The sequence below is a fragment of the Delftia sp. WSY_16 genome (genome assembly GCF_043104415.1).
Taxonomy (GTDB): Bacteria; Pseudomonadota; Gammaproteobacteria; order Burkholderiales; family Burkholderiaceae_C; genus Comamonas; species Comamonas tsuruhatensis.
Genome location: NZ_JBICKS010000040.1, coordinates 807527 through 829781 on the forward strand (window position 1 = coordinate 807527; position 22255 = coordinate 829781).

At 69.6% G+C, this 22255-nt stretch carries 15 protein-coding genes; 3 read left to right on the forward strand and 12 right to left on the reverse strand.

The features are described 5' to 3' along the window. Window positions 1–18: 18 nt before the first annotated feature. Entirely contained in the window at window positions 19–1392 is a 1374-nt protein-coding gene (locus ACF8O7_RS23390; protein WP_392444397.1) for a helix-turn-helix domain-containing protein, read from the reverse strand. On the opposite strand from ACF8O7_RS23390, the gene ACF8O7_RS23395 reads away from it, so the two are divergent. Next, the gene (locus ACF8O7_RS23395; RefSeq protein WP_016451625.1) at window positions 1391–2218 is read left to right on the forward strand and encodes an oxaloacetate decarboxylase; all 828 of its coding nucleotides are present in this window, start codon (window positions 1391–1393) and stop codon (window positions 2216–2218) included. The two genes, ACF8O7_RS23390 and ACF8O7_RS23395, sit on opposite strands and share 2 nt — an antisense overlap. Here ACF8O7_RS23395 and ACF8O7_RS23400 read toward each other — a convergent pair. From ACF8O7_RS23400 to ACF8O7_RS23435, 8 genes are all read right to left on the reverse strand, one after another. Then, window positions 2203–2508: a hypothetical protein gene (locus ACF8O7_RS23400; RefSeq protein ID WP_017403878.1), complete on the reverse strand. Its 306-nt coding sequence runs from the start codon at window positions 2506–2508 to the stop codon at window positions 2203–2205. The genes ACF8O7_RS23395 and ACF8O7_RS23400 overlap by 16 nt on opposite strands. After that, window positions 2505–4175, reverse strand: a complete 1671-nt coding sequence (locus tag ACF8O7_RS23405; protein ID WP_275823652.1) for an SWIM zinc finger family protein — start codon at window positions 4173–4175, stop codon at window positions 2505–2507. Before ACF8O7_RS23405 ends, ACF8O7_RS23400 begins: the two co-directional genes overlap by 4 nt. Beyond that, window positions 4172–5365: a VWA domain-containing protein gene (locus tag ACF8O7_RS23410; protein ID WP_126311471.1), complete on the reverse strand. Its 1194-nt coding sequence runs from the start codon at window positions 5363–5365 to the stop codon at window positions 4172–4174. The genes ACF8O7_RS23405 and ACF8O7_RS23410 overlap by 4 nt, the downstream gene beginning before the upstream one ends. Before the next feature lie 47 nt (window positions 5366–5412). Then, window positions 5413–7869 carry a DUF5682 family protein gene (locus tag ACF8O7_RS23415; protein WP_126311472.1) on the reverse strand — a complete coding sequence of 819 codons (2457 nt, stop codon included), beginning with the start codon at window positions 7867–7869 and terminating at the stop codon, window positions 5413–5415. Beyond that, complete coding sequence (locus tag ACF8O7_RS23420; protein ID WP_126311473.1) at window positions 7859–8983, reverse strand: AAA family ATPase; 1125 nt, start codon at window positions 8981–8983, stop codon at window positions 7859–7861. Before ACF8O7_RS23420 ends, ACF8O7_RS23415 begins: the two co-directional genes overlap by 11 nt. Next, window positions 8983–11910 (reverse strand): DUF4132 domain-containing protein, encoded by a 2928-nt coding sequence (locus ACF8O7_RS23425; protein WP_252652482.1) that lies wholly within the window; start codon window positions 11908–11910, stop codon window positions 8983–8985. Before ACF8O7_RS23425 ends, ACF8O7_RS23420 begins: the two co-directional genes overlap by 1 nt. Window positions 11911–11933: 23 nt before the next feature. Then, window positions 11934–14915: a DUF4132 domain-containing protein gene (locus tag ACF8O7_RS23430; RefSeq protein ID WP_252652483.1), complete on the reverse strand. Its 2982-nt coding sequence runs from the start codon at window positions 14913–14915 to the stop codon at window positions 11934–11936. Window positions 14916–14991: 76 nt separating this feature from the next. Next, a complete protein-coding gene (locus tag ACF8O7_RS23435) occupies window positions 14992–17934 on the reverse strand; it encodes a DUF4132 domain-containing protein (RefSeq protein ID WP_126311476.1) in 2943 nt (980 codons plus the stop codon). Between the two features lie 404 nt (window positions 17935–18338). Here ACF8O7_RS23435 and ACF8O7_RS23440 point away from each other — a divergent pair, with 404 nt between their 5' ends. Continuing rightward, the gene (locus ACF8O7_RS23440) at window positions 18339–19061 is read left to right on the forward strand and encodes an alanyl-tRNA editing protein (protein ID WP_017403871.1); all 723 of its coding nucleotides are present in this window, start codon (window positions 18339–18341) and stop codon (window positions 19059–19061) included. Window positions 19062–19115: 54 nt separating this feature from the next. Here ACF8O7_RS23440 and ACF8O7_RS23445 read toward each other — a convergent pair whose 3' ends face one another. Further along, window positions 19116–19406: a hypothetical protein gene (locus ACF8O7_RS23445; RefSeq protein WP_034365997.1), complete on the reverse strand. Its 291-nt coding sequence runs from the start codon at window positions 19404–19406 to the stop codon at window positions 19116–19118. 326 nt (window positions 19407–19732) lie between these two features. Between ACF8O7_RS23445 and azu the strand changes: the two genes are divergently transcribed. Beyond that, entirely contained in the window at window positions 19733–20191 is a 459-nt protein-coding gene (azu, locus tag ACF8O7_RS23450; protein ID WP_126311477.1) for an azurin, read from the forward strand. A 170-nt stretch (window positions 20192–20361) separates the two neighbouring features. On the opposite strand, the gene ACF8O7_RS23455 is transcribed toward azu, so the two are convergent. Continuing rightward, window positions 20362–20871, reverse strand: coding sequence for a hypothetical protein (locus ACF8O7_RS23455; RefSeq protein ID WP_126311478.1), 510 nt, complete (start codon window positions 20869–20871; stop codon window positions 20362–20364). After that, window positions 20858–22195 carry a hemolysin family protein gene (locus ACF8O7_RS23460; protein ID WP_016446219.1) on the reverse strand — a complete coding sequence of 446 codons (1338 nt, stop codon included), beginning with the start codon at window positions 22193–22195 and terminating at the stop codon, window positions 20858–20860. Before ACF8O7_RS23460 ends, ACF8O7_RS23455 begins: the two co-directional genes overlap by 14 nt. Window positions 22196–22255 lie beyond the last annotated feature (60 nt).

The following is a 22255-nucleotide window of genomic DNA, read 5'->3' on the forward strand; positions in this document are numbered from 1 at the left end:
AGACCATCCATCCGGCGATCAGGCCATGAGCCCCAGCAGCCAGTCCGCATACTCCACGGTGGCGGGAGTGGTCCCGGAAGGAGGCTTGATGCATGCCGCGCGTGTGGAATTCGCCATGGCGCGTATGTCGCTGGGTGTGTGGCCGAATTTGGCCCGGAATGCGCGGCTGAAGTGGGCCTCACTGGCAAAGCCCAGGCGCGCGGCCACCTCGGCGACACGCAGGCGTCGGTAGGCAGGGTTTGACAGGGCATGGAAGGCCTCTTGCAACCGTCGATGCTGCACATAGCGCATCACACCCCCCAAAGGTTCGAAAAGGTGGTAGAGCCGGTGACGTGAGATGCCGAAGCACCGGCAAAGCAGCTCGGGCGAGAGGGGAGCAGCCAGGTTTCGCGCGATATGGCGCTTGATACGGTCCAGCATTGCTGCCTGCAATTCAGTCCGAGCCTCGGCCACCGTCCGTAGACTGGGGCGCAGGCAGGCTGCCAGCATCTGGGTAGTGGCATGCACTATGTCGTCAGCCTGCTCCAGGCCGATGGAAGGCAGGCGTCGCTGCAGAGCGCAAAGATGATCTGCCAATAGCCCGGCGAAGATGCTGCTGCCGGTCAACACGGTTCCGTGCAAGCCTGAACTCGATGCACCCATTGCCTGGTCGCCAAGGCTGCGGGGCACGATCAACGAGAGCACATGGGAGTCGTCCGCAACGGTATGCTGGCAGCGAGCCATGTCGAAGAAGACCACATCACCTGCTTGCACCGTCAGCTCGTGACCATCGTCACAGCGCCCTGTGAAGCCGCCTCCCCGGTACCACTGCACCAGATAGTGGTCCAGCCCGTCATGGGCCGCGCGTGCATGTCCGCGCGAGAAGCGCTGTGCACCGAAGCGCAGGTCTCCCAAAAGCAATTGTCCCAAGTGGACTGCATCTACCGAGGCGTGGAAGCCGCCGCGCACCGTACCGCGTTCCAGCGGGGTCACATCGAACAGTACAGAGATGCCGCTGCGCCAAGCGTCGAACCTGTCCGCCTCCAGGCACTGCTCGGTGGTGAAGGTGGTGCTCGGCAGGGCTGAGGTCGGAGTCTGCATGTCGAATGATCTGGGCAAAAGAATGCCGTGGTGAAGCCGTCCCTCCGATAGCAGCCAAGGCGTTGCGACACACTCGCTCAGGACGGCTTTCATTTGAGAGCCGCGGCATCGTAACGCAATGTGTGCTGGGGCGAATCGAACTGACGAACGGTAGCCCGTCAAGATGCAACCCAGGCAGTGATGCAGGAAGATGCGCAGAAGTTGGTGCCTCGGCAGGTCCAGCAGCCATTCAGCCTGTGGCGGTGGATAGCGTTCACAGGCCTTGGAGAATCGATGCTTGAGTTTCTCAAGAGCCAAAACGGAGTGTTCCATGACCCCTACCACCGAACAAAAACGTGCCAGCTTCCGGGCCCTGCACCGCCAGGGCTGCTTTGTACTGCCCAATCCATGGGACGCCGGCAGCGCCCGCATGCTGCAGGGCCTGGGCTTCAAGGCGCTGGCCAGCACCAGCTCGGGCCATGCATGGTCGCTGGGCCGGCCCGATGGCGCCATCTCGCGCGACATGACCCTGGCGCATCTGCGCACCCTGGTCGCGGCCACGGACCTGCCCGTGAACGCGGACTTTGAAAGCGGCTTCGGCCTGGGTCCGCAGGAGGTGGCAGAGAGCGTTCGCATGGCCTTGGACACCGGCGTGGCAGGGCTATCCATCGAGGATTCGACAGGCGATGCGGCCAACCCCTTGCGCAGCATCGAGGACGCCGTGGCCCGGCTGCGCGCCGCCCGCGCTGCCATCGACGAGGCAGGCGGCAGCACCTTGCTGGTCGGGCGTGCGGAGAATTTCTTCGTGGGCCGGCCCGATCTGGACGACACCATTGCCCGGCTCAAGGCCTATGCCGAGGCCGGCGCGGACTGCCTGTACGCACCCGGCATCCGCAGCGCCGAGCAGATCCGTGCCGTGGTGGCGGCCGTGGCACCCAAGCCGGTGAATCTGCTGATCGGAGGGGCCAGCGAATGGAGCCTGCAGGATGCCGAGGCCATGGGCGTGCGCCGCATCAGCGTGGGCGGCGCACTGGCGCGCGCAGCCTGGGGCGGCTTTCTGCATGCTGCGCGCTCCATTGCCGAGACGGGGCGCTTCGACGCGTTCGCCCAGGCCACGCCGGGCGCCGAGCTCAATGGCTTTTTTCAGGGCAAGGACTGATCCGCACCGGCCTGCAGCCGCTGCGCGGTCATGACCCAGACCGCGATATCGAGCAGGGCGGCCGCGCGCTCCACCGGCGCAAGCTGCGGGTCCAGCACGCCGTCCATCTGCCGTGCCAGGGCGGACCAGCCCAGCAGTGCGGCCTGATCGGCCCAGGCCCGGCCTGCGGCCAGCAGCGGTGCGCCGGCACCCACCAGGCCTGCGGCCTGCATATCGGCCAGCCAGACCTGGCCCTGTGCCAGCCAATGGCGCAGCGGCGCCTCGGCGTTTTCGTTCGGTGCCGTGCTCATGGCTGCTTCTCCCTGCTGCCCTGCGCTGGCGGCGGCTTCCAGGCCGTGCTGGGATGGTGCCAGTCCGTACTGTCCCGCCAGCGCACCGATGCCACGGCCATCTGCAATCGCCCGGCCACGAATTCCACGCGGCCAAAGACCTCCTGCAGCACCCGGCCGCACGCCAGCTCCCGGCGCAGGGCCTCGCCCGCCCTGCCCTGCATGCCGTGCAGATCACCGGCCAGGCATATGACGGGGCCGGAGGTTGGCAGCTGCGGTTGCAGCTCCATCGTCCAGCGCTGCAGCAGCAGGTCAGTCTGCGGCAGGCCGCTGCCGCTCACCTTCCATCGCGCCCAAAGGGGCGGCTGCTGGCGCCAGGGGTCTGCATGCAGCTCCTGCAGATGGCGGCGCAGCAGGACCTGGGGGTCGTCGGCCCCCGGCAAGGGGCCGGCCGCCTGGGCCGCCACCAGCCGGGTGGCATCCCGCGCCGAAAGGCGGCCGTCGTCGCTGACCCAGCCGTCCACCAGCACATGAGGACCTTGCAGCAGCTGCCTTGCCGTGAGGCCGCCCAGGGTTTCCGATTCCAGCGCCTGGGCAGGCTCCCATTGCGGATCAAAGCCCTCAGCGCGCGATGCCGACCAGGTCAGGAACCGGCCGCTGGCCGCATCCTGCAAGTGCACCGAAAAACCGCGCTGCCCTCCGCGCGCCAGCCACAGCTCGGCCGCCACGGCATGCAGACACAGGCCTTGCACGCGCCGGTAGCTGCGCCTATGCACGCCAGCCAGCTCCTGCAGGGGCCGAGGCAGGGGTTGCTGGGCCAGGCCGCGCAGCAGCATCCACAGCGCGGCCAGCAGGGGCGCCACGCGCTCGGCCGCGCCGGCACGGCCCGCGCGCTCGTCGCGCAAGGCGCGCACCAGCAGGTTGAGCACGCTGGCGGGGCGCGGCAGGTCGGCCTGGCGCAGTTCGGTGGACAGTGCCTCGCCCTGGTCGAGGAAGGCCGGGCTCATGCCGGCACGGCCCTGCAGCACCCAGCCGGTCAGCCAGAGCCTCACCTGCGCCAGACGCTGCAGTGCGCCGGCTTCCAGCGCATGCGCAGGCAGCTCGGGCATGGGTGCGCCCGCTGCGCGCCGGGCCTGCAATGCCACCAGGGCGCGGTGCGCGCAGGTGGCGGCCTTGCAGCTGCAACTGGCCGCCGCCAGGCCGCCAGCACGCGGCAGGCGCACGGTCACTTCGTCGGGATTGGAGAGTTCACCGACCAGCGCGGCCGGCGTCTCTTCCAGCACGGCCTCGAAACCCTGTGCCATCCAGCGCAGGGCCTTGCGCTGGGCAGCGCTGCCGAAGGCCCGCGCCACGGCCTCGGCATCGCCCTCCAGCCATGGCGCGATAGGGGCCTGTGCTGCCTCATCGGCCGCCCCTCCGCTGGCCAGGCGCGCGCGCAGGCCCAGCAGCAAGGCGCACAGATGGTGGCAGGGTCCATAGGCGGGGCAGCTGCATTGCAGCGTGGCAAAGCCCGCGCCGGCCAGGGTCTGGACATGGCCTTCGATATCGGCCCGGGCATGGCTGGCATCCAGCTCCCAGGCCGCCGCATCCAATGTCGCCAGGGCCTTTGCGCCGCGCTTGAGCAGGCCCTTGTTGGCCCAGTCGGCAATGGCGTCATCGTCCAGGGTGCGCAGCCATTGCTGCATCATGAGGATCGCCCTCCCTGCATGGCACAGGCCAGCCAGTCCACCAGATGGTCGGGCGTCATGGCGCCGATCTGCGCACCGCGTTCCACCAGTTGCGCAGCCAGGTCCCTGTCGTAGTCGGGATGGGCGCGGCGATCCAGGGCGGCCAGCACCAGCACGCGCGCACCGCTGGCGATCAGCCGCTCGGTCTCGGCGATGACGCGGGCCTCGTCATGGCCTTCGTAGAGATCGGTGATCAGCACGACCACGCTGCGGCGCGGCGCGGCCAGCTGCCCGGCCGCATGCGCCAGGGCGGCACCGATATTCGTGCCTCCGCCCAGTTGCGCGCCCAGCAGCAGTTCTTCGGGCGCATGCAACTGGCCGGTGACATCGGCCACCGCGTCGGCGAACAGCAGCACATGGGTGCGCAGGGCGCGCACGCGCGCGAAGATGCTGCCCATCACGGCGCTGTGGATGACGGATTCGTACATGGAGCCGCTCTGGTCCACCAGCAGCCACAGGTCCCAGGTCAGGCGCTGCGCCTCGTTCTCCCTGAAGAACAGGCGCTCCAGCACCAGCACCTGCTCCTCGCGCTGGTAGTGGCGCAGGTTGTGGCGCAGGGTGCGCGGCCAGTCCAGATCGCTCATCTGCCCCTGGCCCCGGCTACTGCGGCGCCTGCGCCGCCGCCCCAGGGCCGAGTGCACGCGCGAGGACAGCCGTGCCTGCAGATCCGCCACCACGCGTGCCACCAGCCGCCGGGCCTCGTCCAGCACCTGCACGGGCAGGCTGGCGCGCACGGCCATCAGCGCGGCCACCAATTCAATGCTGGGCGTGGCCTGGGCCAGTACCTGGGGGTCGCCGAGCAGGCCGTGCAGCCCGTAGCGCGACAGCGCATCACGCTGCAGCGTTTCCACGGCGCTGCGCGGGAACAGGTCGCGCACCTCGCCCAGCCAGTGCACGGCCTGGGGCTCGGGCACGCCGCTGCCGCCCTGGCGCGCGGACAGCCCGCCCGTGCCCTGCCAGGCGTCGGTGCCTGCACCGTCGGGCTGCTCGCGCAGGCGGTGCTCGCGCTGGTAGAGATAGTCCAGTGCCGCGTCGCGGCGCGCATCGGCGTCATCGAGCGGCTGCGCCGCAGCCAGGGGCTGGGCCGCCTCGGGCCCGAGGATGAGGCGCCAGCGCCGCAGGGTGGCGGCATCGATTGCCTGTTCCTGCATTGGCGGCTCGTGCATTGGCAGTTCGTGCATTGGCGGATCTTTCCGGCTCATGACAGTCCCCAGGGTTGCAGCAGCCGGCCCACCTGGGCCGCCAGGGCGCGGCTGTGTGCCAGGGCCTCGTCCGATGGCAGGTGCACCGGGCCCAGCGTGGTTGCGCCGGGTGGCGTGGCCGCGCCCGACAGACCCGCCAGCCGCCCGGCCAGCTGTCGCAGTTCGGCACGGGTCAGCTGGGCAAAGGCCAGCCGCAAGGCCGGCAGGCCGGCCAGGAAGGCGTCTTGCGGCCAGTGCGCAATGCCGTCGCTGAGCAGGCGCAGCAGCGGCGGATGACTGAGCAGCCAGCCCTTGGCCACGCGCACAAAGCCCTGCAGGTACTCGCCCATGGCGGCAGCATCGACCTGCGCCAGGCCCAGCATGGCGCGCAGGGCGGCATCGGTCTGCGCAATCTGCCAGCGGCCGGCCATGCTCAGGATGCCGGCGGTGGCGCCGCGCACGCGCGCGGGCGTGCTGTCGGCGCCTGCCTCATGCAAGGCGGCACAGGCATCGTGGAACAGGCCGGCGTCGGCCCAGGGCACGGCGCGGCAGACCATGCCGTGCAGATCGGCCAGGGCATCCAGGGCCTGCACCTGCTGGACGGCATCGCCCTCGCCCAGCCAGGGCAGGCGCAGGCAAGCCTGGGCAAAGCAGCGCCGCAGCAGCGGCAGCAGGCGCGCCAGGCCCACGCCGCCCAGCGCATGGCGGGCCTCGTAGGCAAGGGCCAGGCAGCCGGTGGCGCGGGCCAGGGCCAGGGCGTCGTGGCTGCGCTCCATCCAGGCCTGCACGGTGTCCAGCACCTGCTGGGCAATGCCGTCCAGGCCCATGACCAGCACTTCCAGCACGCGCTGCGCCGGCTCGGTGTCGGCGGTCTGCGACAGCCGCTCCAGCACGCGGTGGACAGCGGCCTCTTGCAGGCTGGAGCCGTGGCGCATGGCCTCGGTGAGTGCCACCGTGGTCTCGACCTGCCAGCCCAGCGTCCAGACCTCGCGCACGCGCGCCAGGCCGGTGCCCGCCACAAAGTCCGGTCCCGCCAGGCATTGCGCATAGGGCACGCCCAGGTAGCGCAGCCGGTGCAGTCCCTGCGACAGGCGGCGGTGACGGGCGCTGCGGTAGATGTCCAGCTCCTTGCGCACGGGTGCGGCAGGCCGCACGGGCAGGCGGTGGCGCAGGCAGAAGGCCTGTACATCGACCAGCAGCGGGGCGGCCGGCGCGTTGGGTGGCAGCTGGCCGTAGTCGTCGGCGTCCAGCAGCCATTGACCAGTCTGCTGCCCGGTCTGCTGCCCGGTCTGCTGCACCATAGGCTGCGGACGCAGGGCCTGGGCATGCTCCTTGAACACGGCGCTGTCCAGCGCTTCCAGCAGCTCGGCCCGGCCGCCGTGGCAGGCGCGCAGTGCAGCCAGGCCATGGGCCAGGCGCACGGCCTCTGCCGCGTCGGGCAGGCTGGCGGGCAGGCCCCGGGCACGCAGGCCGTTCACGGTGCGTGCCGCCATCTCGGGCCAGGCCTGGGCATCGGGTTGCGAGGCGCCCTGCTCCAGCGCCTGCCAAACGCCCTGGTAGTAGCCGGGCATGGGCATGCCGGCCGCGTAGCCGCTGGCACGCTCCAGCCGCTGCAGCGTGTAGGGGATGAGATGCACGCCCACATCGATGGGCTGACCGGCCGCAGCCGGACGCTCGGGCGCCGACAGGCCAGCGGTGATGCCAGCCACGATGCCCGCCACATGAAAGCCGCCGCAGACCACCAGGCAGCGCCCGCCTTCGGCCAGGGCCTCGCGGACCTGGGCGGCCATGTGGGCCTCGCGAGCCCTGTCTTCGGCATCAGGACCCGCGCCGCCCGCTGCCTCGTCCCGCTCGCGCAGCAGCTGGCTGAAGGCCAGCACGCCGGCAAAGTACGCCTGGGGCGAGGCGTCCTCATTGCCCGATTCGTAATGCCGGTCCCACCATTCGTCGAAGTCGCGGCAGCCGCCGGCCTGGATGAGGCCAGCCAGCACGTCGGGCGCGCGCCGCGAGGGCTCGTCGGCCAGCAGGGGTTCGGGCGCGCAGGCGAAGTAGTCCAGCTGCGCGGCCTGGGCCAGCCGCGCCGCATAGGGCAGGTCGATGAAGCGCACATGGCTGCGCAGCCGCACCGCCTCGCGCAGGGCCACCCATTCAGGAGAGAAGGCCGCAAAGGGCACATAGCAGCGGCAGCGCCAGTCGTCCTCCAAAGCGCCATTCGAGCCATTCGTTTCATGTGCGCCATCGCCGCCTGCCACGGTCGCATGCAGGTAGGCCGCCAGCGGCGGACGCGCCTGGGCGTGCTGCAGCGCAGGCAGCAGGGCATCGAGTTCGCCCGGGCCTTCGATCAGCACGTGGCTGGGCTTGAACTCGCGCATCAGCGCGCGCAGGTGATGGGCGCAGCGCGGGCTGTGGTGGCGCACGGGCACCAGGCGCAGCTGCGGCAGCGGCGCCAGCCACGCGGCAGCGTCAGTGCTCACGGCCGCCTGCGACAAAGTCCTGCCAAGCCGGCTGCCCTGCACGCTGGCGTGCCACCACGCGCAGGTATTCGGCGAAGCGGCGGCGGTCCTCGTCGTCGTCCTTGATCACCGTGCCCAGCAGGTGGCGCGCCAGGTGGGCCGGACCCACGCGCTCCTGCCCGAAGTACCAGCACTGGCAGGCGGCGTTGAAGGCCACGTCGATGGCCTCGGCCGTGGACAGCACGGTGCCCGGCCGCTCCACGGCCGTGCCCTCCACGCTGCCGATGCGCAGCTCCTGGAAGGCCGTGGCCAGCAGGGCCAGCACATCGGGCGCGACGGTGGTGCCGATGCGCTGCTGCGCCAGTGCGCGGCCCACCTCCTGCCCTATCAATGCGGCCTGCGCGGCCACGCCTTCGAGCGGGCGCATGGTCTCGAAGTTGAAGCGGCGCTTGAGCGCGGCCGACATCTCGTTGACGCCGCGATCGCGCAGGTTGGCCGTGGCAATCACATTGAAGCCCGGCCGTGCCAGCAGCCAGGGCTGCTCGTGCTTGAGTTCGGGAATCTGCAGCAGCCGGTCGGAGAGCACGGGCACCATGCAGTCCTGCACTTCGGTGGAGCAGCGCGTGATTTCCTCGAAACGCAGCAGCCGCCCTTCGCCCATGGCGCGGTGCAGCGGGCCGGGCACCAGGGCCTCGGGGCCGGGGCCGTCACGCAGCAGCAGGGCGTAGTTCCAGCCATAGCGGATCTGCTCCTCCACCACGCCGGCACCGCCCTGCACGGTGAGCTTGCTGTCGCCGCTGATGGCGGCGGCCAGCAGCTCGGACAGCAGGGACTTGGCCGTGCCCGGCTCGCCCACCAGCATTAGGCCGCGCTGGCCGGCCAGGGTGACGATGGCGCGTTCGACCAGGGCATCGTTGCCGTGGATCTTGCGCGCGATGGCCGGCCCGCCGCCGTCAGGTTCCGCACCGCCCAGGATGAAGCGCCGAACGGAGCGCGGGCTCAGGCGCCAGCCGTCGGGGCGCGGGCCCTGGTCGGCGGCCTGCAGGGCCGCAAGTTCCTGGGCGTGGGCCATCTCGGCCGGCAGCCGCTGGGCGGCAGGTTCCGGGGTGGGCGCTGCAATGCGTTTGGTGGCCATCAGTCGCTCTCTTTGGTGCTGGCCGATTTGGCGGCGATGGCCGCGAACTGCGCCATCAGCGTGGCCTGCAGCGCGCGCGGCCACTGCTGCGGCTGCAGCCGAGGCCAGCGGCCATCCTCGCCGCGGTGGCTGCTGTCATAGACCACGGCGTGGGCGATGTCCACGCGGTGGTCCAGTTCCATGAACGGCATGTAGCGCCCGTGGTGAAGCTCGATGTACAGCTGCGGGCCCGCCAGGTCCAGCCTGTGCTCGTAGATGCCGGGGCCGTCTTCCACGGGGCCAGGGCGGTAGTTCCACTTGGCCAACAGGCCGGACAGCGCGCCCTGGCGTATCTGCAGCGGGCCGGCAGGGTGCAGGGCATGGTTCTTCCACTGGCTGGCGTCGGGCAGTTGCGCACCCGCGCCCAGTTGGTCGATCAGCGGCTGCAGCTCGTAGTCGGCCAGGCAGGTGCGCCAGGCCTCAACCTCGCCCGCTGCGGCATCGACCGGATGCCAGAGCAGCACCTGCGCATCGTCGGGCAACTCCACGGCATCGTCTGCGGCATCGAGCAGGGAAAAGTCCTCGGCAATGCGAAAGCTGGCGCCCTGCTCCAGCCGCCAGATCAGGGTGCGGCCCATGATGCGCAGCAGGGGATGCTGCAGGAACAGGCGGCGCCAGCGCGGGACGGACCAGCGCTGTCCCGTCATGAAGGCGGTACCCATGCGCGGCGCCTGCTGCCTGGCGATGGCCTTGACGCCAGCGGCAACGGTCTTGAATTCGGCCTGTGCCGCATTCCACTGAAGGCGCAGCGATTCGTCCTTGAGCGCAGGCAGGGTCTTGGAGGCCTTGCCCTTGTCGCTCACCACGCGCAGGCTCAGGTCGCCCTGCAGCTGCAGGCGGTAGCGCTGCGGGCCCACCTCCAGCACCAGGCCTTCGCCGCCCAGGCCGAAATCGGGCGTCAGCTCGTCATACAGCTCGATCAGGCTCAGGCCGCGCCGCTGGGCGGCTGCCTCCAGCGCGTCATGCGCTGCCGCAATCACCAGGTCCTTGAGCTTGCGCGAGCTGGACAGGGTCTGAACCTGGGACAGCGCGTACAGCGTGTCCAGCGCACCGAGCTGCTCCACGGCGATGATGGCGCGCAGCTTCTTGCTCCAGCCCCAGGCCTTCACGGCGGCCACCAGGGTCTGCACCAGGCGGTCGTCGACATGGCCGTTGGCCAGTCGCAGCGCCCAGCGCGCCTTGGGCTCGCCCTCCAGGGCCACCCAGGCATTGACCAGGTGCAGGGACAGCTGGGCGCGGCTTTCGGCCGGCACATGGGCCAGCAACTGCTCCACCAGCGGCGGCAGCTCTTCCTCGGCCGTGGCCACCAGATGCAGCACGATGCGGGCCGCATGCCCGGACAGCGGCGCGAACAGGGCCAGGGTCTCTGGCTGGTCATAGGCCTTGATGCTGCTGGAAAAGCGCTTGAAGCGCGCCACGCGGGCCTCCAGTGCGTCAAGCGGCACCCTGCCCCCCTCCCCCTGCGCCACGGTCAAAGCACCCGGCACTGGCACACCCAGGGCCAGCAGCCGGCCCTCGACCATGCTTTCGGAGCCCAGGTCCAGGCCCGTGCGCAGCAGCGCCTGCAGCAGCGGCGCGACCCCGGGATCGGGGTGGACCAGCAGGATGTCGCGGCAGGCCAGCTGCATCGCCTTCTCGCGCCGCTGCAGCCAGGCGTTGGACTCGAAGACAGCGCCTACGGCGTGCGCATCCAGTCCCTGCATGAAGCGCGCCACCGCTTCGCGCAGCGCCCGCGAGCTGCTGGCAGCCAGCAGTTCGCCCAGCAGGGGCAGCCGGGCATGCAGCATGGCCGGGTCCAGCTGCGCCAGCAGCGGGGCCAGGCGCACGGTGGGAATCTCGCGCAGGTAGTCGGGCTGCTCGGCCAGCATCTGGTTGAGCAGGCCGATGAAGGGCTCGATCCGCGATTTCTGCAATATGCAGCGCAGCAGATGGGGCAAAAGCTCCGGGTAGCGTGCCTTCCAGATCTGCTGGGCGACCACCGCATCGAAGTGGTACTTGGGCTGCCATCCTTCGATCCAGGCGACGAAGGGCGCGGAATCCTCCCGCACCAGGCGGTCGAAAATGGGGATGAAGTAGTCGGCCGGCTCATGGTCCGCCCTGCCCAGCAGCAGGTTGACCAGTTCCAGGCGCCGCTGGGCATCGGCGCCCAGGTCCCAGCGCAGCGCGATCAGGCCCGGGTCTTCGTTGATGGGCTTGTCGTCGAACCAGTCGGGATGGCGGCGGTAGAAGTCGTACCAGGGCGCGCAGCGCTGCGGGTGCGGAACGTCGCTGTGCCGCGTCATGTAGACATCGCGGATGTCGGCATAGAGCGCGCCGCCGCGCTCGGCCAGCTCCATCAGGTCCTGGTCGTCCAGGCTGCCCAGCAGCAGCTTCCAGTCGGCTCTGTCATACCCGCCACCGGACTGGACGTTCAGCTCTGCGGCCCAGTCCAGCAGCTGCATCACCCGTTCACGGCTGATGCCCGGGTACCAGAGCCAGCCGAACATGTCCAGGATGCGGATTTCACGGTAGTCGTTGTCGCCGTCCGGCGCAGGTGGACGGGCCAGGCTGGCGCGCGCCATCTGCTCGAACTCGGCCGCAAGCTCGGGGCTGTGGCGTGGAATGTCGCCGTCCAGGCTGCCGTCGATCCTGCGTCCGAAGGGGATGGTCTGCCGCGCGAAGGCCAGCCACAGGTCATGGTCATGGGTCCAGGGCAGATCGAAGTTGCCCAGGGCGCGGATGGGGTTGGAATAGTCGTCGAAGGCCTTGCGCGTGAAGGCGCCCACTTCGTCATGCCGGCCCGCGCGCATGCGGCTGGCCAGCACCTGGACCAGTTCGGCGGGTGGCAGCGAGGCGCTCAGTTCCTCGAGCGTGGCCTGGTCGGTGTGTTCTAGGGTCGAAGAGTTCATGGATTCAGGGGTTCTGGAGGGAGTCAAACCTGGGCTGCAGCCGCGCCCGCAGCACGCGAGGCCAGGGCCTGGAGCATGGCGCACAGCGATGCCTGCAGCGGCAGCGGCCATTCGGCCGGGGGCAGCAGGCGGTCGGCGGCCATGTCGCGCAGGGCAAAGCCTTCGATGTCGATCTCATGGCCGGGCTCGTAGTACGGCATGGCCGCGCTGTGCAGCAGTTCCACGCGCCAGTGCTGCACGGCAAAGTCCCGCAGGTGCAGGTAGATGCCGGGGCCATCGCACACGGGGCCGGCATGAAAGCGCCATGGCCCTGCCAGGCCGTCCAGCGCCTGCTGCGTGAGCCGTATCGGTGCCAGGGGCTGCAGCAGTTCCTGCTGCCACTGGCTGGCCAGCGGCAGGTCGGCGGGCGCATCGACCTGCTCGATCAGGGCCTTGAGGCCGTAGTCGGCCAGGCATTCGCGCCACTGTGCATGCTCCTGTTCGGTGGCCTGCGCGGGGTGCCACAGGGCGATGCGGCCCTCGGCCGGCAGTTGCACCGCGTCGCTCTCGGCATCGACCAGGGACAGGTCCTCGGCAATGCGCAGGCTGAACGGCTGGCCGGCTGCGGGCTCCACCCGCCAGACCAGGCCCTGTGCTACCACGCGCAGCAGCGGGTGCTCCAGGAAGAGGCGGCGCCAGGTGTCCAGCGGCCAGTGCCGGCCCAGCATCAGGCAGGACTGCAGGCGCGGCGCCTGCTGCTGCAGCACGGCCTTGATGCCCTTGGACAGCGTCTTGAGCCGCGCGGCGGCCGCATCCCACTCCGTGCGCAGGCCCTCGTCGGCCAGGGCCGGCAGGCTGCGCACCAGCTTGCCGGCCGGCGTGCGCAGGCGCAGCGACAGGTCGCCCTGCAGCAGCACTTCATAGGTCTGCGCGCCCACCTGCAATTGCACGCCCCGGCCCAGGTCGAAGTCCGGGGTCAGCTCGTCGCCGAGGTCGGCCAGCGCCATGCCGCGCCGCGTGGCGGCCTCGGCCAGCACGGCCTGCGCGGCGGCCAGCACGCTGGGCTTGAGGGTCTTGCCGGTGGCCAGGGCCTGCACGCAGGACAGGGCATAGACCGTGTCGAGCCGGCCCAACTGCTGCAGCGCGACCACGGCGCGCTCCTTGCGCGTCTTGTGCCAGGCCAGGGCGGCCGAGGACAGCACATCGACGATGCGGTCGTCCGCCGCGCCGGGCAGCAGCTTGAGCACCCAGCGCGATTCGGGCGCTCCATCGGCAGCCACCCAGTGCTGGACCAGGGCCAGCGCCAGCCGCGCACGGTTCTCCGCGCCGGCCTGGGCCAGCAGCTGGTGGGCCAGCGCAGGCAGCTCCTGCGGGCTGGAGGCCGCCAGGTGCAGCAGCGCACGCGCGGCCTGGGCCGACAGGGGCGCGAGCAGGTCCAGCAGCGCCGGCTGGTCCAGCGCGGCAATGGCGGGCGACAGGCGCTGCAGGCTGGCGGCCTGGGCTTCAAGCTCTGCCAGGGAGCCGGCATCGCTGCCCGCAGGCACGGCCTCGCCGCCAGGTGACCCGGCTGCGTCCGCAACCGGGGCTGCGGCACCCAGATCCTTCAGTCGCGCCTGCACCGGGCCTTGCTCGGCCACGTCCAGCAATCCACCGGACAGCAGTGCCGACAGCAGGCTGCCAGACGCCGGATCAGGATGGGCCAACAGCACATCGCGGTAGGCCAGCACCAGGTTCTTGTTGGGCTTGGCCAGCCAGCCGGCGGCCTGGGGCGCATCCACGGGCAAGGCAGACAGCGCCTGTGCCAGCGCCGCACGCAAACCCTTGGAGGCACTGCCGGAGGCGGCCTTGCCCAGTTGCGGCAGCAGCCGCTGCAGCGTGTCCACGCGCAGCGCGGGCAGCAGGTGCGTGAGCGGGCTGGCGGCCAGCCGGGCCAGGTCGCCAGGGCGATCGGCCAGCAAGGTTTCGGCCACCGGGGCGTAGCCGGCGCGGTCGGATTCGTGCTTGCAGCCGTCTGCGCAGGCCGGCAATAGCAGCGGCAGCAGGGCCGGCCACCGGGCTTCCCACAGCCGCTGCGCCACGGCGGGATTGATCGCCAGGTGGCCCAGTTGCTTGAACCAGGCGGCCAGGGGCGCAGCGTCGGTCTGCAGCATGCGCTCCACCAGGGCACGGTCATGCGGCCAGTCATCGTCCGAGGCAAAGCACAAGGCCTTGAACAGGTCCTGGGCCAGCAGGTCGCGGCGCGCGGCATCGGCCGTCTCCCAGCGCGATGCGATCAGCACGGGCTCGGGCAGGCGCAGCTGGTCAAGCACGGCGGGGAATTGCGCAAAAAAATCCCGCCACAGCGCCCAGCGCTGCGCTGCAGGCCGCGTGCGCTGCAGCGGCAGCTGGCGTTGGACGATGTCGCGGCTGAGCTGGCCGCCGCCGTCCTCGATGGCCATGGCCAGCAGTTCGGGCTCGGGCAGCTGGTGCAGCAGGTGCTGCCACTGGCAGTAGTACTGCGCGCCGGGCGCAATGCCGGCCTTTGCGCTCAGTTCCCGCGCCCAGCGCAGCAGGCCGGTGATATCGGCACTGGACATGCCTTCATGGCCCAGCACGCCAAACACCTGCCTGAGCACGAGGTCGTAGCCATCGCGCAGTCTCCAGGGCTGGTGGGTGCGGCTGCCCCAGTCATCCAGCCAGGCGCGGGCCAGTGCCGTCAGCTCTGCGGTCAGCTCGGCACTGCGCCGGGGCACGCCCGGGTTGCCCCCATAGAACTGTCCCAGCGGAAGGCTGATGCGCGCCAGCGCCAGCCACAGCGCGTGGTCACGCTGCCAGGGCGCATGCTCGCCGGGCAGCTGGCGCAACCGCTCCTGGCACAGGCTGCTGCTGTCGCGCAGGAAGTCCGCCACCTCGGCATCGCGCCCCTGGGCCAGGCGCTTTGCCAGTTCGGCGGCAAAGGCCGGCATGCCCTCGCGCCCGGCCGGCGCGGCCGTGTGCAGTTCGTACAAAGCCTGCAGGGGAAGCGCTGCTGTCTCGTTGTTGCTCATGGTCTGTGGAGTCTTCGGTGATGGGCGATCGGCCGGCCAACGTTTCAAGGGAGCAAAGGTTCACAAAGACAAGGGCTCAGGCAGCCGCCTTGGCCGCCAGGGCCAGCCACTGGCCTTGCAGCGTGGCCAGCAGCGGCTTGGGCAGCCGCGCCGGGTCGGCGCTGGCCCCGTAACCCTTGCTCAGGTCGTGCACGCGCAGGCCTTCCACGGCCACGGGCAGGCCCAGGTCCAGGTAGGGCGGGAAATAGCCGTGCGACAGCTCCAGGCTCAGCTCCAGCGCGGGCAGGCGCCACACATGCTCGTTGATGCTGGGGCCATCGCCCACGGGGCCGGGCCGGTAGCCGAACTTCTTGAGCATGGCGCCGAGCTGCTCCTGCGCCAGCGTGATCGGCGCGGGCGGCAGCAGCATGCCGTTCCTGAACTGGCTTGGCGCGGGCTGCTCGGCGCAGGCGCCCAGCTGGTCGACCAGGGGCTCCAGCTCATAGTCGGCCATGTAGGCCTGCCAGGCCTCGCGCTCGCCGGGCTGGGCCGTAGCCGGGTGCCAGAGGCTGATGCTGCAGCCAGCGGGCAGGGCCACGGTTTCATCCTCCACATCGACCAGCGAGAAATCCTCGGCCAGGCGGAAGCTGGTGCGCGCCAGGCCCGGCGCATCCTCTGCGCGCCAGATCAGGCTGCGCCCCACGATGCGCAGCAGCGGGTGGGCCACGAACAGCCGCTGCCAGCGATCCAATGGCCAGCGCTTGCCGCTGACCAGGGCCGCCAGCATGCGCGGCGCCTGCTGCTTGACCACGGTCTTGAGGCTGGTGGCCAGGGTCTTGAGCTGCGCGGTGGCCGCCTCCCATTCGGGCTTGAGCGCCTCGTCCTTGACCGCAGGAATGGTCTTGCTGGCCTTGTTTTTGTCGTTGATGACGCGCAGGCTCAGATCGCCCTGCAGCTCCACGCGGTAGCTGTGCGGCCCGACCGTGACCGTCAGGCCCTGGCCCAGGCCGAAGTCGGGGGTCAGCTCGTCGAAGAGCTCGGGCACGCTCATCTTGCGGCGGGCAGCGGCAGCGCGCAGGGCGCTGCGCGCCGTGCGCTGCACCTGGTCCTTGAGCGAGCGCGATTCGGAGATCTCCTGCACGCGCAGCAGAGCGTAGAGGCTGTCCACCTCGCCCAGATGCTCGACAGCGGCGGCCGCGCGCTGCAGGCGCGGGCGGTTCCAGGCCTGGACGGCGGCCACCAGCGCATCGACCACGCGGTCATCGGCATGGCCGGGCAGCAGCCTGAGCGCCCAGCGCTGCTTGGGTTCGCCCTCGGAAGCAATCCATTGCTGCACCAGGGCCAGCGCCAGGCGGGCACGGTTGTCGGCCGGAATGCGCGCCAGCAGCTCGTGGGCCAGCGGCGGCAGGCCGCCTTCGGCAATGGCGGATACGTGCAGCAGCACGCGGGCCGCGTGCTCGGACAGCGGCGCGCACAGCGCCAGCAGCTCGGGCGTGTCGAAGGGCTTGATGGCCGCGCTCAGGCGCTTGATGGAGGCGATCTGGGCTTCCAGGTCCACGCCGCCAGCGGCAGACGCTGGCGATGCGGCATCCGCCTGGCTTTCTTCCGATGCCGAGGCGCCCTGCCCGGTCAGGCCCAATTGGTTCAGCCGCTGCTGCACGCTGCTGGCCGAGGCCGCATCCAGCTTGCCGCCGGCCAGCAACTGCGCCAGCAAGGGACCGACGGCGGGGTCGGGGTGGGCCAGCAGCACGTCGCGGCAGGTCAACAGCAGGTTCTTGGGCGGCTTGTTCAGCCAGCCGGCATCCACCAAGCTGGCCAGCGGAATATGGGCGGCCAGGCCGGCCATGGCGGCGCGCAGGCCCTTGGCGCTGCTGCCTGCGATGAGCGGGGTCAGGGTGGGCAGCGTGGCCTTCAGGCTGGCGGTGTCGAACGCGGGCAGCACATTGACCAGGTCCTTGACAGGCACCTCGGCCAGATCGGCCGGGCGGCGGGTCACCAGTTCGCGGATCGCGCTGCGGTAGCGGCGCAGCTCGTCCTCGCGGTCGCAGTGCTGGGCAATGGCCGGCAGCAGCAGGGGCAGCAAGGCGGCATCGTCCTGCTTCATGACATGCATGGCCAGCGCCAGGCTGATCCGATAGCCGCCGTTCTCACGCAGCTGCCTGGCAAAGGGCGCGGGATCCTCGGCCACCAGGCGGTCCAGCAGCTGCAGCGCACGGGTACGCTCCCCGCCCTGGGCATGGCCCAATTGGCCCATCAGGGTGCCCGCCAGTTCCTCACGCCGTGGGGCATCTGCGCTGGCCCAGCGCTGCTCTATCAGGTCCGGATCGCCTATGTAGGTCTGGTCATACAGCTCGGGATGCGCGGCAAAGAAGCCCATCCAGGACTTCCAGCCCTGCCCCTTGGGCTGCTTGGGTTGGCGCTCTTCGCGGTAGTGCACTATCACGTCGGCGAACAGCTTGCCGCCCACGGCGGCGTAGCGCTGCAGGTCGGCATCGTTCAGCTGGGCGATCAGCCGCTTCCAGGGCGCGTGGTACTCGGTGTCGGGCTTGTACTCACCTTCCTTGCGCAGCGCCAGCGTCCAGTCCAGCGTGGCCGTCACTTCCTCGTAGGGCATGCCTGGATAGCAGAGCCAGGGCACCAGGTTGCCCAGCACCATGCCTATGCCTTTGAAGACCGGCAGATCCGCGCTGCGGGCATGGGCCAGCCATTGCTCGGCCATCACGCGCACTTCGGCGGCCACCTTGGCATTGGTCAGCTTCTCGCTGAGCCCTGCCGGCGCATGGCCGCGCGGCACCGTGAGCCGTGCCAGGGCCAGCCAGCGCTCACCGTCATGTGTCCAGGGCGATTCGCTGCTGTTCAGGCGCCCCAGCATGTAAAGGCAGCGCTCCTCGCAATCACGCAGGAAAACCTGCACCTCATCGGCCCGCCCGTCATGAAGCCGGGCATCAAGTTCGGCGGCAAAGGCCTCTTCGCTGAGGCCTTCGTCCAGCCGGTCATAGAGATCGCTCAGGGAAGCTGCGTGAAGATCGGTAGTGCTCATAAAGATGAGGAGATGAACAATGTGGACAGCCGCAAACCGGGGCCTGCCGGGATGGAGACGGGGGTGGAGCCTGCACGGGATGGACGCAAAGGTTCTTGATCCATTCGGACAGTTCCTCGGAAAACTCACAGATTCATGCCCTGCGTATGTCGTCAGCTTCGGAAAAATCTGTAGCGCCGTCGGCAAGGAATGCGCCATTGTTCAGCGGCACGCGCGCGGCGCGGGCGCCGATCTTGTCAGGTCGCGGACCCGGGCACTTGACAGGCTGTCAAGCAGCCGACTGCCACCGCTGCGGGCAATGGACTGTACTGGGGACTTTTCGCCCAGGCGTACTGCCCGGCCCCGCCATGCCGCCGATACCATGGACCGCGACATGACCCCGGAGACACCCCATGCCCATGCCCATGCCCATGCCCCTGTCCCAGACGCACAAGCTCTTTGACGACGACGCCTACCTGGACCGCTGCGAAGCCACCGTGATCGCGGTCAGCCCCGAAGGCATCGAGCTGGATGCCACGGTCTGCTATGCCCGCAGCGGCGGCCAGGCCGGAGACACCGGCACGCTGATCCTGGCCGACGGACGCAGCCTGGCGGTCATCGACACCGTCTATGCCGATGACCGCCAGCGCATCCTGCATGTGCTGCAGACCGATGCGCCGCCCCAGGTCGGTGAGCGCGTGCAGGTAGCCATCGACTGGGACAGGCGCCACCGTCTGATGCGCCTGCACACCTGCCTGCACCTGCTGGGCGTGCTGGTGCCCGTGCCCGTGACGGGCTGCAGCATCTCGCCGGACTCGGCACGCCTGGATTTCGACCTGCCTGAATCCACGCTGGACAAGGCCGATCTGACGGAGCGCCTGAACGCCCTGATCGCCGACAGCCATGCCGTGAACGTGGACCGCATCACGCCCGAGCAATTGGCCGCCCAGCCCGACCTGGTACGCACCGCAGGCGCGGCGCCCCCGGGCGGCACGGCGACGATCCGCATCATCGACATCCCCGGCCTGGACCGCCAGCCCTGCGGCGGCACGCATGTGCGCAGCACGGCCGAGATCGGCACGGTGGCCGTCACCAAGATCGAGAAGAAAAGCCGCACCAACCGGCGCGTGGTCGTGCAGTTCGCCTGAGGCCTGCCAGACCTGCCTGGCCTGCCGGACCTGCCTTGGCTGCCGCCCCGTGCCTCAGGACATCCAGGACCTGGGCGCCGAGGGGCCACCCGGCTCACGGGACCCCTCGCCGCCCGGAGCCACCCCTTCGGGCTGGCTGCCGGACTTTCGCATCAGCTGCAGGATCTGATCGAGCTTGTCCTGCTCGACGGCGATCGAGTGCAACCTGAACAGCACGTACGGAATGAGGACGCTGGCACAGGCCATGCCCGCCAGCGCCGTCTGTTGCTGGGAGCTGTCGACGAAGAACGCCGTCAGCAGAAAGATGGCGCCAATGACAGCACCTATGAAAACTATCACTCTCATAAACCCCCTCTATGCTCCGCAATCGTACCCAAATGTGACTGAGGTGAGTAGAGGCATGCGAGCTGTGGGGTTGCCCGTCGCCAAAAGACGACGGACGGCAAGTGATTCCCGGCGACAGCCACCGCGCATACCCTGCCGGCGTGACGCCATACCGCATGCTTGGAGCGCAGGTCTTCGAACTGTTTTGACTTGATTCAAATCAACCCGCCCTCCCCCATCCTGTCTATGCTGGAGGCAGCCATACAAAGCATCCATGGCGACAGACCGCCTGCCGGTCCATGGCCACCGGATGCCAGCCACCTCACCCGCTTTTCAAGGAGAAAACAATGGCAATGCAATGGAAACCCGTCCTCTTGGCCCTCGCAATGACTGCCGTCGCCGCACCTGTGCTGGCCGCCGACTGCGCCGTCGAGATCGAAGGCAATGACGCCATGCAGTTCAACAAGCCCACCATCAGCGTGCCCGCCAGCTGCAAGCAGTTCACGGTCAAGCTCAAGCACGTGGGCAAGCTGCCCAAGACGGCCATGGGCCACAACTGGGTACTGAGCAAGACGGCCGACCTGCAGCCCGTGGCCAATGACGGCATCGCCGCCGGCGCCGCCAAGGACTTCGTGAAGGACAAGGACGCCCGCGTGATCGCCCACACCAAGGTGATCGGCGGCGGCGAGACCGACTCCGTGGCCTTCTCCACCGCCGCCCTGAAGGCGGGCGAGGCCTACAGCTACTTTTGCTCCTTCCCCGGCCATTCCGCGCTGATGAAGGGCACGCTGACGCTGGCCAAGTAAGCCGGCGATCTGCCTTGGCCCGGGACCTTGCGCCCCGCGCCCTACCCGGCGGCACTTCGGTGCCGCTTGTCGTTTCCGCCCCTCACATTTGCGGGACCGGGCAAGCCACGCTTGCCTGGCCTGCCGGTCCCTGCCGATGCATGCCGATCCGTGCCGTTGTGCGCTGTCTCTCAGTGCCGGCTGGCGGTCCTGCCGTGCGGGCGGCCCTGCATTTCCATGCAACCCTTTTGCATCAGGCGCAGCAGCAGCTGGGTCCAGCTGGCGTCGGCCCATTTGGTGCTTTCCAGCACCAGGGACCGTGCCGACTGCAGGCCGTCGCCGGGCTGCAACTCCACGCGGAAACTGCCGCGTTCACGCTGGGCCGTGACGGCCACCACGCTGCCCAGCAGGGCGATGTCATGCGAAGGCCTGGGGCCCTGCGGGCCGTCCAGGTCCACGCGCAGCACGCAGCCGGGGCGAAGTTCGTAGGTCCAGCGGTGGTCGGCATGGCCGGCCGCGCCCATGGCGTTCATTTCGGCAAGCCGCTGCTCCTGCGTCATGTCGTAGGGGCTGATGATGGGCGCCTGCTGCTGCGGGTAGCCCTGCACGCCGTCCAGGCAGGCGGCCATGAAGACCACGGCCGCCGCGCATGCCAGCAGTTTCCAGGCGCAGCGCGGTGCCCGTCGTTCAACGCGGTGCATGGGCTGCTCCTGCGTCTTCGTCGCCGGGCACCTGCAGCGACACGTCCACGCGCATGGCCAGCACCTTGTCGATGGCCTTGCCGTCCATGTCCACCACCTCGAAGCGCCAGCCTTCCCATTGCACGGTGTCGGTGACACGCGGCAGCCGGCCCGTGAGCAGCATGACCATGCCGGCCAGCGTGTGGTAGCGGCCGCGCTCCTCCTCGGGCACGGTGGCCAGCTCCAGCCGGTCCTTGAGCTCGGGCACGGGGATGTGGCCGTCCAGCAGCCAGCTGCCGTCCTCGCGCTGCAGCGCCCAGGAGTTGCGCGGATCGCGGGGCTGGAATTCGCCCGTGATGGCCTCCACCAGGTCCTGCAGGGTGACGATGCCCTGGACCTCGCCGTACTCGTCGATCACGAAGGCCATGTGCACGTCGGACAGCCGAAAGCTCTCCAGCAGCTCCATGCCGGTGATGGTCTCGGGCACATAGAGCGCGGTCTGCATGGGCTGGTCGGTCAGGCCCTGATCCTTGCCCTGCAGCGCGCGCGACAGCCACTGGCGCGCGTTGAGCACGCCGATGATGGAGTCCATGCCGCCGCGCACCACGGGAAAGCGCGCATGGTCGGACTGCTCGATCACGCGCAGGTTGTCCTCGAATGGCGCATCGGCATCCAGGCAGACCACGTCGCTGCGCGGCACCATCAGCGAGCCGATCTGGCGGTCGTCAAGGCGGAACACGTTGCGCACCATGGTGTGCTCGTGCGATTCGATGACGCCGGCCGTCGTGCCTTCGGCCAGCATGGCGTGGATCTCTTCCTCCGTGACGGCGCTGCCGCTGTTTTCCTTGACGCCCAGCAGGCGCAGCAGCGCATGGGTGGACACGGACAGCAGCACCACGAAGGGCTTGGTCAGATGGGCCAGCCAGTTGACTGGGCGTGCGATCAGGCGCGCAAAGGTCTCGGGATAGGTCTGGCCGATGCGCTTGGGCACCAGCTCGCCGACGACGATGGAGAAATAGGTGATCAGCACCACCACCAGCGCCGTGGCCGTGTAGCCGCCATAGGGCGCGGGCACGCCCAGGCGCTGCAGCCACTCGGCCAGGGGAGCGGCCAGCGCGGCCTCGCCGACGATACCGTTGAGCACGCCGATGGAGGTGATGCCGATCTGGATGGTGGACAGGAAACGCGTGGGGTCGGCCCCCAGCTGGGCGGCTGCGGCGGCGCCGGCATCGCCCTCGTCTATGAGTTTTTGCAGGCGAGCCTTGCGCGCCGTCACCAGCGCGATCTCGGACATGGCGAAGACGCCATTGAGCAGGATCAGCGCAAAAAGAATGGCAATTTCCATGATGCTTGTTCTGGGAACCGGGAGCCGCCGCTGCGGCAAAAAGGGCCCATGCTGCGCTGG